Genomic DNA, 12926 nt, shown 5'->3' with positions numbered 1-12926 from the left:
GCGATTCACTTCCCTACCAAGCACCTGAAAAGAATAGGGAAAAATCAATACTTGGCAGGAGTGGTAGGGCTCGAACCTACGACCCCCGGTTTTGGAGACCGGTGCTCTACCAATTGAGCTACACTCCTATTGAGCGCTTCTATAGCGAACCATTTTCGCTACGTCACGCCCCCTCTTTGCTTTTTCCGGAACTTACACAACGGCGTCCGGAATCTGCCCAACGGCATCCAAAAAAGCCGGATTCGTGCCGCGTTGTCAGATTCGGGCGATTTCGGTTCGGGACAAACCGCGATCGGCTCCGCTCAAGCGGAGCAGACAAGGGGATGGGGCCAGACGGCGTGTCACTTCGCAACCTTATACGCCGCATGTCGCTCACCCACCGGCTGCTGGCCCTGACGCTGGTGGCCTCCCTCCCCGGCATGATCGCGCTGATCTACAACGCGCTCGATCTCCGTAACACGCGCTATGCCGAAGTGCGTGCAGAAGCATCCCGCACCACGCAGGCCGTTGTGGCCGAACTCGATCAGGTGTTCGACGGCCTTCAAGGCACCATGCGCGCCGTGTCCGAAGCCGAGGAAGTGCACGAGGCAAACAACACCGTCTGCACCGATTACCTGCTGCGCGTACGGCCGAACATTGCGTCAGTCACCGCCATTCTCGTGGTCAACCTCGACGGCAACATCCGCTGCATCAGCGATCCGAGCCTCGGCTCGCCCAATATGGCCGACCGCGATTATTTCCGCCACGCCGTGGACAGCCAGAGATTCTCCATCGGGCCCTACACCAGGAGCAAGATCTCAGGCCGCGAGATCATTCCCCTCGCGCTGCCGATCGTCCGGGATGGCAAGGCACAAGGCGCCATCATCGCCGGGCTCGATCTCGGCTGGCTCGGCCGGCAACTCGGCCGGCGCAGTTTCGGGCGTGGCGGCTCTGCGATCATCGCCGACCGTAACGGCGTGATCATTGCCCGCGAGCCGGAGCCGCTGCGATACATCGGCACCACGATCCCCCAGGCCAACATACATCTGGTGCAAAGCCAGACGTCAGGCACGGCGGACATTGTCAGCCTCGACGGCGCCGAGCGCATCATCGGTTACGCTCCGCCAGCCGTCACCTCGTTCGGTCTTTACGTCAGCACCGGCATTGGGCGCTCGGAAGCCTCCGCGCCGATCGACCGCGCGGTGCGCAACAGCATCGCGCTCTATGGCCTCGGCACCGCGATTGCGTTTCTGCTGGCGTGGCTCGTGGGCGAAATCATCATCCGCAGGCCGCTGATGCAGATGGTGGCGACCGCGGAAGCGTGGCGGCGCGGCCATGATGCGGCACGCACCGGCATCATCGACCGCAGCGACGAGATCGGCGTTCTCGGCCAGACCATCGACCGGCTGATGGACGAGAACGCACTGCGCGAAGAGCAGCGCGCCTGCGCGGAAGAACGCCGCGAGATTCTGGTGCACGAACTGGCGCACCGCGTGAAGAATACGCTCGCCACCGTGCAATCGATTGCGAGTCTCAGCTTCCGCCACAGCCAGGGGCCGGAAGCGCTACGTCAGTTTCAGGATCGCTTGCAGGCCTTGGTGCGCAGCCACGATCTGCTGACACGCAAAAATTGGCAGCACGCGGATCTCTTTGAAGTGGCGGAAGCAGCGATGGCGCCGCTGAAGCAGGAGCGCGGACATCGCTTCTCCATCGCGGGACCAGAAGTCAATCTGCCGCCAACCACAGCAGTGCCGATGGCGATGATCCTGCATGAGCTTTGCACCAATGCGCTAAAATACGGCGCACTGTCGAACGAGAACGGGCGCGTCACCATCACCTGGACCGCGCAGCTCTGTAAGGAAGGCACGACCGTCAGCCTTTTGTGGAGCGAGAGCGACGGCCCCGAAGTGAAGCCGCCGACTGAGGAAGGCTTCGGCACCAAGCTCATTCAAAATCTCAGCCGGCAACTCAGCGGCGAAGCCAACCTGCACTATCCGCCGTCCGGCTTCGCGTGCCATCTGCGTTTCATTTCGCCGAAGGAAGAGCCGCGCGACTAACGGCGCATGATGCGCTTGCGGCGAAACATCTCGCACCGAACAGATATCACTGTGCGCACCGTGCTTGCGGGCTGCCCATCTGCGCTTTGCGTGCCTTGCATCGACATATCGCGACGCGTGCGAAATGTGCCTTTCGTTCCGGCAAATGGAACGTTCGCTGCATATTAATTCACGCGCAGCGCCATCCTTAACGGGCTGTTGAGGCAGAACGTATAAATAACGTCACACAGGTTTATGTTTATTAACTACCGTTTTCTGGAGGCTTTATGCGTCGGCTGCAGTCCGTTTCCGCCCGTATCATGATTGCCATCTCGCTGGTGGCAGCCGTCACATGTGCCGGGCTTTCCGCATTTGGTCTCTGGCGTCAGCACACCGCGATCGATCTTGCGCTGCATCGCGAGCTGAAATCCGACTACGTCAACATTCTTTCCGCCATCGAGTCCGACACGCGCGCGGTGCAGGTGGTGGCGAACGCGCTGGCGACGATGCCTGACGTCAAGAACGTTGTGCGGACGAAGGATCGCGAAGCAACGCTAAAACTGATGGCGCAGGCGCTTGAAGATAACAAAGCCCACGGCCTCGAACTGATCACAATCCAGATCCCACCAGGCATCGCGCTCGCGCGCGCGCATAACCCGAAAGTGTTCGGCGATGACGTGACCAAACGCCGCAAGATGGTGGCGCAAGTGCTCTCCATCGGCAAGCCGATCGGCGGCGTCGAAGCGGGCTACGACGTTCTCAACATCTTCGGCACAGCGCCGATCCTTGACGGCAGCACCGTGCTTGGCGCAGTCGATATCGGCGCGCCGTTCGGCGACACCTTCGTCAAGTCCATGAAGGAGCGCTTCGGTGTCGACGTCGCCATTCACCAGATCAGCGACAATGCGGTGAAGACACTCGCCACCACCATCAAAGAAGCTTCGCCGACGCTCGATATAATCAAACGCGCTATGGGCGGTGAAGAAATCTTCGTCGAGGGTGAACGCACCGGGCAACCAAGCTCCACCACGTTCGGCCAGATCAAAAACTTCTCCGGCGCTCCTGTGGCCGTGATCGAGATCGTGCGCGACACCACCGCCTATAACCAACTTGCGAGCCAGTCCACGACGTGGCTTGTGTGGGGCGCTATCGCCGCCGTTCTGCTCGCAGGCCTGATGGCCGCTTGGGTTGGTCGCAGCCTCGCCAAACCGATCCTCGCTCTCGATGGCGCCATGCGCACTATGGCGGCCGGCACTTACGATGTCGTCGTTCCGGGTGCGAAGCGCCAAGATGAAATCGGTTCCATGGCCCAGGCTCTGGAAGTGTTCCGCGAGGGCCTGATCGAGACAGCGCGCCTGCGCGCGTCGCAGGAAGAACAGCGTGTGCAGGCTGAAGCCGAGCGCCGCAGCGCCATGCACATGCTGGCCGAGAGGTTCGAAAGCAATGTTGGCAGCATCGTCGAGACCGTCAGCGCCGCCGCCACTGAGCTGCGCACCACGGCGGAATCGATGGCCTGTACGACAGAAGAAGCTACAGCTCAGACCACCGCTGTGGCGCAGGCTTCGGAAGAAGCCTCTGCCAACTCGCAAGCCGTCGCCGCCGCCATCGAGGAGTTGAATGCGTCCATCAACGAGATCGCGCAGCAGGTCAACGAATCCGCGCAGGTCGCGGGCAATGCCGCGCGCCAGGCCAACGACACCAATGCGGAAGTCCAAGGCCTCGAGCAAGCAGCACAGAAGATCGGTGACGTGGTCAAGCTGATCAGCGAGATCGCCGCGCAGACCAACCTGCTCGCGCTCAACGCCACCATTGAGGCGGCACGTGCAGGCGAAGCCGGCCGCGGCTTCGCGGTGGTTGCATCTGAGGTCAAGGCGCTGGCAAGCCAGACTTCGAAGGCGACCGACGAGATCGCGACCCAGGTCAACGCCATCCAGGCCGCGACGTGTTCGTCCGCGGAGGCTATCGACGGCATCACCAAGACCATCAGCAAGGTCAACGAGATCGCCAGTGCGATCGCGTCGGCCGTCGAGGAACAAGGTGCTGCAACACGCGAGATCGCGCACAACGTGGCGGAAGCCGCCCGCGGCACCGGCGAGGTGTCGGCGAATATCGTCGGCGTCAGGGAAGCAGCCCGCGAGACCGGGCTTGCCGCCGATCAGGTGGTCGCATCCGCCTCCGAACTGTCGCGCAGCGGCGAGACACTGAAGTCGCAGGTCGATGCGTTCCTGCGCGAAGTCCGCGCGGCGTAAGGCCCGAACCGAACTAGAAGAAGACGTCCAAGGAAAGAGAGCCGCTCCACAGAAGTGGAGCGGCTTTTTTTCGTTCCATACAAGATTACGTAACTGACATATTTCTTCGCGTCGCACCCGTTGACATCGATGCGTGCAGGGTTTGTATTGTCGGCATGGGGAAGCGATCTCCCCACAAGGCGACATGCCCAAGAATCGCGTCCAATTCTCATTTGAGGGACGCATCATGTCTGCCATCAACTCCATCTCAGCGGATAAACTCGGTCGCCTGATCGGCACGCCTGGCTGCCCGATTTTGATCGATGTCAGGACCGACGACGACTTCGCCGCCGATCCGAAACTCATTCCCACCGCGATCCGGCGCAACCATCACGACGTCACCGAATGGGCGCTGCTCTACGCGGGAAAATCCGTTATCGCGATCTGCACGCGCGGCAGGAAAACCAGCGAAGGCGTCGCAGCCTGGCTACGCGTCGCCGGCAGTTCCGCGAATATTCTCGACGGCGGCATGGAAACCTGGGCCGCCGCGAAACTGCCACTGGTGCCAGCATCGAAAATTCCACCGCGCGATCCGCAAGGCCGCACGGTGTGGGTGACCCGCGCACGGCCAAAGATCGACCGTATCGCCTGCCCGTGGCTGATCCGCCGCTTTATCGATCCGTCAGCGGTGTTCCTATTCGTCACTGCATCCGAAGTCGCGCCGGTCGCCGAGCAGTTCAAGGCCGTGCCGTTCGACATCGAAGGCGTGCATTGGGGCCACCGCGGCGACCTCTGCACCTTCGATATTATGATCGAGGAGTTCAACCTCGCGAGTGAGCCGCTGGAGCGTCTGGCAACCATCGTCCGGGGCGCGGATACCGCGCGGCTCGATCTCGCACCTCAAGCCCCGGGCCTGATGGCAGCGGCGCTTGGCCTGTCACGGATGTATTCCGACGACCTTGAACAGCTCGACGCCGGAATGCTGTTGTTCGATGCGTTTTACCGCTGGTGCCGCGATGCGACTGATGAGACACATAACTGGCCGTCTCATACCGCGAAGCGAGTGAAAGCATGACCGACATCACGGCGACACAAGGCGCATCCGCCCGAGCTGAGAGTCCCGCGTTTCCGACCGAGCGTGAGGCGTTCTTCGTGTGGTTGCGGATCGCGCTCTTGTCCTTCGGCGGGCCCGCGGGACAGATCGCCGTGATGCACCGGATTCTGGTGGACGAGAAGCACTGGATTTCCGAGAGCCGTTTCCTGCATGCGCTGAACTATTGCATGCTGCTGCCGGGACCCGAGGCGCAGCAGCTCGCCACCTATGTCGGCTGGCTGATGCACAAGACGCGCGGCGGCATCATCGCGGGTGGCCTTTTCGTTCTTCCCGGCCTCATCTCGATCATGGCGCTGAGCGTGATCTATGCCGTATTCGGCAAGGTCGGCTTTGTCGCCGCGCTGTTCTTCGGCCTCAAAGCCGCGGTGCTCGCCATCGTCATTCAGGCCGTGCTCCGCGTCGGTAGCCGTGCGCTGAAATCGTCCGCCTCGCAGGCACTGGCCGCCGCAGCCTTCATCTCGATCTTCTTTTTCAATCTGCCATTTCCGCTGATCGTTCTTCTGGCGGGCGTGATCGGCTTTGCCGCCACGCAGCTCGGTATCTCGGCTTTTGCATCGAACAGCGGACACGGCGCCTCATCATCAACGGCACTGGTGGACAGCATGCTCGGCGATGAACTGCCCCCGCATGCGCGGCCAAGCATCGCGCGCACCATCCGCGTCGCGCTGGTGTGGCTGTTGCTGTGGCTCGTACCGGTGGCCTTGATCGTGATGACGCTCGGCACCGGCAACGTGTTCAGTCAGATCGCCGTGTTCTTCAGCAAGATGGCGATGGTCACGTTCGGCGGCGCCTATGCGGCACTCGCTTATGTCGCCCAGCAGGCGGTGCAGCACTATCACTGGCTGCAGCCGAGCGAGATGCTGGACGGGCTCGGCATGGCGGAAACCACGCCCGGCCCGCTGATTATGGTGCTGCAGTTCGTGGGCTTCATGGCCGCATTCCGCGATCCCGGCACACTGTCGCCGATGACCGCCGCCGTGCTCGGCGGGCTACTAGCCACATGGGTGACTTTCATCCCATGCTTTCTCTGGATATTCCTGGGCGCGCCGTTCATCGAAGTGATGCGCGGCAACAAGGCGCTGGCCGGCGCACTATCCGGGATCACGGCCGCGGTGGTCGGTGTGATCCTCAATCTCGCGGTGTGGTTCGCCATCCATACACTGTTTCGCGAGACAGTCCCGGTGCGTACGATGGGACTATCGTTCGATCTGCCCTTTCTCACAAGTATGGATCACTGGGCCGTTCTGCTTGCGGCTGGTGCCGCGATCGCCATCTTTCGTTTCAATGCCAACATGATCGTAACGCTCGGTGGCTGCGCGCTGGCGGGCCTCGCGCTTCATCTCTTGAACCTGATGTGATGCTGCATCGATGCCTCCTCGCCATGCTGCTGATATGCGGCAGCCTCACCATCGCGACCGCCGCGACGATCCCGCTCGGCCAACCGGGCACCCTGCCTCCAGGCTTCGCGTTCTGGCCCAACGACAAGGCTGACGGCACGAACTGGTCCGTGGTCAGCGATAGCGGCGCGGATGATGGCCTTGCGCTGGAATTCGCCGGATCGGACAAGCGCGGCGGGCCCTCCATTGCCAGCGATCCATCGGCTCGCGCCACCAATTTCAAGGCCCGGCTTCAGTTCAGGTTGATCCGCGGCCAACTGCCAGGCGGCGGCCTCGTGCTGCGCATGACAAGCCCGGACGATTATTATCTCATCAAGCTCAGCGCCTATGAGGAGCGGCTCTCGTTAATTCACGTCGTCAACGGTACGTCGAACGAGATCGCGAGCGTCGACACCGAGATCGCACAGGACCACTGGCAGACGCTCGAGGTCGATGCGCGTAGCAACGAGTTCAAAATCATGCTCGACGGCCGCTGGGTGCTCACTGCATTCGACCGCAGCGCCGTGCACGAAGGCAGCATCGGCGTGTGGTGCGAAAACAACAACGTCACCCGCTTCGGCGGGCTGCAATTCACGCCGCATGACGATGGGCAACACGCAGATTTGGGGGCGGACCAAACTCGTGGAGAATGACGATGAGGATGCTCGCAACATTCGTGGCAATCGCGGCGTTTGCAACGGCGGCGCATGCGGAAGGGCCCGACTGGGCGCAAGTGGATGATGCGCTCGGCCGCACGGCAGCCGTCTCCCAGGATGTCCACCGCTACGGCTTCCCGCGCACGGACCTCAACGTGACGCTTGACGGCGTCACCATCAAGCCTGCGCTGGCGCTCGGCGGTTGGGTTGCGTTCAAGTCCATGGGCAAGGACGCAATGCTGATGGGCGACCTGGTGCTCACGGAATCCGAGATCAATCCCGTGATGGCCAAGCTACTGGCCGATGGACTGCAAATCACCGCGCTTCACAATCACCTGCTGCGCGCCACACCCGCGACGTTCTACATGCATGTGGGCGGCCACGGCGATCCGGTGAGGATGGCGTTGGCGCTGCGCGACGCGCTGGTTCTGACCAGGACGCCGAGTGTCGCGGCACCTGCAACGACGGGTGTCACCAGCACCCCCGGCCTTGATAGCGCCGCGCTGGATCAAATCATCGGTGCGAAAGGCAAAGCCACCGGCGGCGTCTACCAATTCAGCGTGCCGCGCACGGACGTGATTTCCGATGACGGCATGGCGGTGCCGCCTGCGCTCGGCTCCGCACACGCGATCAACTTCCAGCCCACAGGAGACGGCAAGGCGGCGATCACCGGTGACTTCATCGCGCTGTCGAACGAAGTGGTGCCACTGATCACGGCGTTGCGGAAGAACGATATCGAGGTGACGGCGATCCACAATCACATGCTGGACGATGAGCCCCGCGCCTTCTTTATCCATTTCTGGGCGAATGATGACGCCGGGAAGCTGGCGCATGGCGTTCGCGCGGCGTTGGAAACCGCGAAGGCCGATCTCAAGCAATAGAGCAAACGTCAAACGTCTTCTGCACACATACCGCCCCATCGATGTGGGGCGGTTTGTGCCGGCAGATTTTCTCCACGCGTACGGCGACAGAATGAGCTGCCGCCGTCACGCGTTCAGCCGTTCCCCCTAGTACCCATACCCGTACTGTCCCGGGCAAACCCAGGACCCATAGCTGTTGGTGTAGCAGCCGCCGCCACGATTGTAATAACCGTAGGATCCTGCCGCTGCGGCACCGAGCGCTGCCGCACCGGCTGCTGCTCCCCAACCTACGCCCGGTCGATAATAACGGCCGCCGTAATAGCCGGCCCGGCGAACCCCGTATCCGCGGCCGGCATAACGGCCGCCGCCAGCATAGCGCGCTCCGCCCCTGTATCCGCGCCCCGCATAACCTCGCGCACCACCGTGGAAGCCACCGGCACGCATCCCGCCGCCATGAAATCCTCCTCCGCCACCGCGGAAACCGCCACCGCCGCCACGCCGGGCATAGGCATCGTCAGGAATAAGGCACACTGTGATGAGGACAAGCGCCGACAGAGCAACGAGAATGTATCGAAGCATGGCATTCCTCCTTATTTGGGGTGCCGTGGATGCGATGCGCGCTTGCGGGGCCGGCACCCGATGAGAGCATTTGCTCCTTACCCCAATCCGAATTGACTCAGATCAATGCCCATCCCGAGTGTGCGTTCCTCCCTTTGCGCATTAGGTCAGTGTTGCTGCTGTAATGGGGAAGGCGTCTCATCTAGCTTCATCCGATGAGTCAGAAAGCGCTCTTCCGCATCTATGTCGTTATCGCCATCGTGGTGCCGTTCGCCGTCGCGGCGATCGCGATATATCCGCACGTACATCACTGATGCAGCACACCACAATCACTCCGTAGCCGAGCCCGCTTCAAGCCACGCCAACGCCTCTGATTTTTGGTCAAAGGGAAACTGCCGAATCTCAGCCGCAACAAAGTGCTTCGCAATATGCGGCATGATCTTGAGCAATTCACTGTCGGTGACGGCAGCAATGCGCTCCACCTTCCGATGATGATCCCTCACGAAGCTGAGGTGCGACACCAGTGCCCCGAAGCTCTCCCACCCGGGAAAAGTCTTGGCGATAATCATCACGCCGGTCAGCTTGCCATTCGCGGCGATGTAAGGATCGACCTCCCGGGCAAGCCGTTCAAAGTCAGCCTTTTCGAGCGGTCCATCCGGTGACAGAATGAGGATGCCTTGGTCTCGCATGAGTTCAAATTTGATCATCATGATCTCCCGGCAGCACCGCTGCCTTCAATGGAAAGAGAGCGACAATGCCGACCACATCGCAACTGCTCGTCTGGGTCGTCGTCGGGCTGATCGGCGGGAGCCTGGCCGGACGCATGATCACCTGGAAGCGCGGCGGCTTCGGGTTGTGGCCCAATCTCGGCCTTGGCCTTGTGGGCGCGCTGATCGGAGGCTTCCTGTTCCGCATGTTCAACTGGCTGCCCTACCTCAACACGATCTCGATCTCGCTGCGCGATATCGTCTCCGCCGTTGCCGGATCTCTGATCGTGCTGCTCGCGCTATGGATCTATCGGCAGGTAGCCGCGCGCGCGTAAGGCCCGCAACCGGACCCTACGCACAACGACGCCTTTTTTTTCTACTTCACCTCTCCCGTCGCAACGTTGGTGCGCACCACCGGCGGCGGCGTCCATGAACCATCCGTCACCGCAACCTTCGGCCAGTAAGCGCGACCGAACAGCGAGAAGTCGGCCTTCGGCGCGGGCAGCCAGTTGCTGCGCTGCGCCTCGGACGGCGGATCGGCCTGCACATAGATGGTGAGCGAGCCATCGGGATTATATTTCAGCGTCTTGTTCTTGGTGCCGAGCGAATAGCGCGTCAGCTCATTCTTCGCGAAGAAATGATGCTCGTTATAAAGCGTCAGCGACCAGAAGCCGTTGACCGGCGGCGTCTGGTCCTTCGCAAAGGTGACGGTGTAGCGGTTCGCGCCGTTGAGCCGTGCGCGGTCCGCATCGAAGTCCTGATAGTAGTACTTCGTCTCGTTCGGCGCGTTGACAAGGATGTTGGATTTCGCCACCGCCGTGCGCGTGAAGTAGTCGGTGCCGAAAGCGGCTTCATTGGAGATCGTGCTCCAGTTGTGCGGCAATTGCTCACCGTAATTGCGGAATTGGAATAGCGGCGTGACAAGCTGCTCGTCCGCTTCCGCAGCCGCCTTGATCATCGCTGCCTTGAGCGCGGGATTCTTCTTCGCCGCATCGAGCACCGCGAGCACCTGTGCGTAGCGGGCCTCCTCGCCCGGCAACGGCGGCGTGTCCGCGAAGACGGCGGGAAGCTGGTCGAAGATCTTGTCCGGGAAAACCCAGCGCGTCTCGGCATCCCCGCTTGGAGTCGTGGACGCAACCACGGGGACCTTGCTCCAGTCGTAACGCTTCATGCTGCCGTCGAACTCCGCCACCGGATAGATCATCACCTGATTCAGCACCTCCTGAATGGCGCGCTTGTCCTCAGGCGTATCGTCCTGGAAAATGCGTGGCGCGGCAAAGTTCGTGTTGGACGCCGAGCGGAACACCTTGGTGATGCCCTTAGGCACCTCGCCGTTCCAGTCCGGCCCCGTGACCATGTAGAAGCCCGGCGTGGTGCCGTACATCTTGCCGAGCTGCACCACACTGTCAGTGCGCAGGTTGACGATCTGGTAGACCCAGAAGCGATCACCGAAATCCGGCACCTGGATCACCACCGGTGACTGATCCAGCGCGAGCACGCCGGCGCCATAAACCACATCCTGATTGGGACACGCCACCAGCCGCTGGTCGGGATTGACGTAATCCGTCAGCATCGCCACGCGATTAAGCGGCGCGCTTGGCACAGGCCCCGCCATGACGAAATCCTTCACCTGCGCGAAGGCGAGCCTGCGGTTGTAGATGTTCACCATTGGCCACGTCCAAAAGTAAGCATCGCGTGCAACGAGCTTGGCGTATTCCTCGGTGATCTTCACCCGCGTATCAGGCCCCGGCGGCAGCGCGCGATCCCAGCCGGGCGATGGCGAAAGCGCAGTCTGCGCGAAAGCCAATGAACTGACGGAGGCGAACAATCCGGCGATGCCGGCATGCAGGAGCACTCTTGCGGCACTGGTCATGGCACTCTCTCCGAGGACTTATGATGGTTGTTTACTTCGTTGCGACTTTCTCCACGTCCGGCAATTTCCACGTCTTTTCGAACAGCGGCTTCTCCGGCCCGTAGAGGCGGAACAGCAGTTCGAATTTCCTGTTGGGATCAGTCGGCACCCAGTTCGCCTCCTTCCCCTCCGGCGCTGTCGCACCGAAATAGACATCCACCGATCCATCGGCGTTTGTCTGCACGCCAGAGCTGGTAGACGCGACGCTGGCGCGATCCATGTTCGGCACCAGCGCGTGGGTCTCGCGGTCATAGACCGTGACCGACCAGTATTGCTTCACCGGCGCCTTCGCGGGCACGGTGAGACGATAGAGCTTGCCGCCGTCGAAGGCGTCGCCGTCCTTGTCCTTGCTCGTCATCAGATAGAACTGCGCGGTGCCGATCCGCTTGATGCCTGTAAAGCCCAATGTGTAGCTGACGCCGCGCGCGTCCACGGGATAGGTGTCCGGGTCCGCATAGCCGGTGGACGCGGCCTTCACCATCTCCGGCATGGCGGCCGGAAACCAGCGGATGCCGGGATTGATTACCGGAAAGCCTTCGTCATACCGCGCTGACAGCAGCGCGTGCGCCTCGCGCCCTGCGCCATCGAGAATGGCGAGCGTCTTGTCATCTGGATTGAACGGCTTGCCCTTCTCGATGCCGATGGTCTTGAGCTGATCGATCATCGCGCGGTCGCGCTGCAGCCACGGCTCATTCTGCACCACGCGATCAAGATTGCGAAAAAAGCTCGCGTCATACTTGATGGTGGAATCGAACAGTGCGTCGTAAGCGTCGGTGAATTTGGTCGGCGGCGGCTTGGCCGCTTGTGACAGCGGATAGACCTTGATCTGTTTGCCGTAGGCGACGGACTTCGCGATATCCGCATCGCTGTGGCTTCGCAGATTGGAGCGCAGCAGCGCGAAGCCGCTATAGGTATCCGACTGCAGCGGGATCATGCCTTCCGGCACTTTGCCGCTGAAGCCCGGCGGCAGGATCACATACTTGCCGCCCTTGCCCTTGTCCGCGCCCTCAGGCCCCGCATCCTCCAGCGGCATCTGCCACGCGTTGACGATGTTGCCCGCGATGGAGCCGCCCTGCGCCGGCGGAATCTCGATGACGACAGGACCGTCCTTCACATTCCAGAACGACATCAGGTAGATCGCGTCTGGATTAGGCGTCAGCGTCTGGTTCTTCCAGTTCACTGGCCGTGACCAGTAGACGATCTCGTTCACCTTGGCATTGGTGGTGTTGAGCATCGTCTGCAGCATGAGGTCCGCATTGACCGCAGGCATGCCCCAGATCATGGCTTCCACTGCGCGGCGCTCAATGGCGCGGTGGGTGAGCTGGTCTTTTAAAAGCTCCTGGGCGTGAATATCTAAAGAATAAAATAAAGCGGGAAAGGCAATTCCGACAAGCAGGGACGACGAACCACGGACAAGCGTACGCATGCGTTCCTCCCAAATGAGCTGATCGAACAATGACCGGTCGCGGCAAACTCCTTAAAATCTTAGATGTGTTTCAT

At 61.4% G+C, this 12926-nt stretch carries 11 protein-coding genes and 1 tRNA gene; 7 read left to right on the top strand and 5 right to left on the bottom strand.

Annotated features, from left to right (window positions below):
* Positions 1–52 precede the first annotated feature (52 nt).
* Positions 53–128 (bottom strand) — tRNA-Trp (locus ACZ5C3_RS08165).
* A 210-nt stretch (positions 129–338) separates the two neighbouring features.
* On the opposite strand from ACZ5C3_RS08165, the gene ACZ5C3_RS08160 reads away from it, so the two are divergent.
* The 6 genes from ACZ5C3_RS08160 (at position 339) to ACZ5C3_RS08135 (ending at position 8270) form a co-directional block, all read left to right on the top strand.
* Positions 339–2036 carry a sensor histidine kinase gene (locus ACZ5C3_RS08160; RefSeq protein WP_464036737.1) on the top strand — a complete coding sequence of 566 codons (1698 nt, stop codon included), beginning with the start codon at positions 339–341 and terminating at the stop codon, positions 2034–2036.
* A 266-nt stretch (positions 2037–2302) separates the two neighbouring features.
* On the top strand, positions 2303–4264 hold the full coding sequence (locus ACZ5C3_RS08155; protein WP_464036736.1) for a methyl-accepting chemotaxis protein: 1962 nt from the start codon (positions 2303–2305) through the stop codon (positions 4262–4264).
* Between the two features lie 226 nt (positions 4265–4490).
* Positions 4491–5318: a chromate resistance protein ChrB domain-containing protein gene (locus ACZ5C3_RS08150; protein WP_464036734.1), complete on the top strand. Its 828-nt coding sequence runs from the start codon at positions 4491–4493 to the stop codon at positions 5316–5318.
* Positions 5315–6715: a chromate efflux transporter gene (chrA, locus tag ACZ5C3_RS08145; RefSeq protein ID WP_464036732.1), complete on the top strand. Its 1401-nt coding sequence runs from the start codon at positions 5315–5317 to the stop codon at positions 6713–6715. Before ACZ5C3_RS08150 ends, chrA begins: the two co-directional genes overlap by 4 nt.
* A 23-nt stretch (positions 6716–6738) precedes the next feature.
* On the top strand, positions 6739–7386 hold the full coding sequence (locus ACZ5C3_RS08140) for a hypothetical protein (RefSeq protein ID WP_464036730.1): 648 nt from the start codon (positions 6739–6741) through the stop codon (positions 7384–7386).
* Positions 7383–8270: a DUF1259 domain-containing protein gene (locus tag ACZ5C3_RS08135; protein ID WP_464036729.1), complete on the top strand. Its 888-nt coding sequence runs from the start codon at positions 7383–7385 to the stop codon at positions 8268–8270. The genes ACZ5C3_RS08140 and ACZ5C3_RS08135 overlap by 4 nt, the downstream gene beginning before the upstream one ends.
* A 126-nt stretch (positions 8271–8396) precedes the next feature.
* On the opposite strand, the gene ACZ5C3_RS08130 is transcribed toward ACZ5C3_RS08135, so the two are convergent.
* On the bottom strand, positions 8397–8828 hold the full coding sequence (locus tag ACZ5C3_RS08130; protein ID WP_464036727.1) for a hypothetical protein: 432 nt from the start codon (positions 8826–8828) through the stop codon (positions 8397–8399).
* A gap of 308 nt (positions 8829–9136) precedes the next feature.
* On the bottom strand, positions 9137–9517 hold the full coding sequence (locus tag ACZ5C3_RS08125; protein WP_464044637.1) for a SpoIIAA family protein: 381 nt from the start codon (positions 9515–9517) through the stop codon (positions 9137–9139).
* Between the two features lie 44 nt (positions 9518–9561).
* Between ACZ5C3_RS08125 and ACZ5C3_RS08120 the strand changes: the two genes are divergently transcribed.
* Positions 9562–9849, top strand: a complete 288-nt coding sequence (locus tag ACZ5C3_RS08120; RefSeq protein WP_464036724.1) for a GlsB/YeaQ/YmgE family stress response membrane protein — start codon at positions 9562–9564, stop codon at positions 9847–9849.
* A gap of 41 nt (positions 9850–9890) precedes the next feature.
* Here ACZ5C3_RS08120 and ACZ5C3_RS08115 read toward each other — a convergent pair whose 3' ends face one another.
* Together ACZ5C3_RS08115 and ACZ5C3_RS08110 are read right to left on the bottom strand one after the other, a co-directional pair.
* Positions 9891–11387, bottom strand: a complete 1497-nt coding sequence (locus ACZ5C3_RS08115; protein ID WP_464036722.1) for a DUF1254 domain-containing protein — start codon at positions 11385–11387, stop codon at positions 9891–9893.
* A 31-nt stretch (positions 11388–11418) separates the two neighbouring features.
* Positions 11419–12852, bottom strand: a complete 1434-nt coding sequence (locus ACZ5C3_RS08110; protein ID WP_464036721.1) for a DUF1254 domain-containing protein — start codon at positions 12850–12852, stop codon at positions 11419–11421.
* Between the last annotated feature and the right edge of the window lie 74 nt (positions 12853–12926).

Source organism: Afipia dichlorophenoxyacetatis, assembly GCF_055386385.1.
This window is presented reverse-complemented; position numbering and strand designations above follow the sequence as displayed.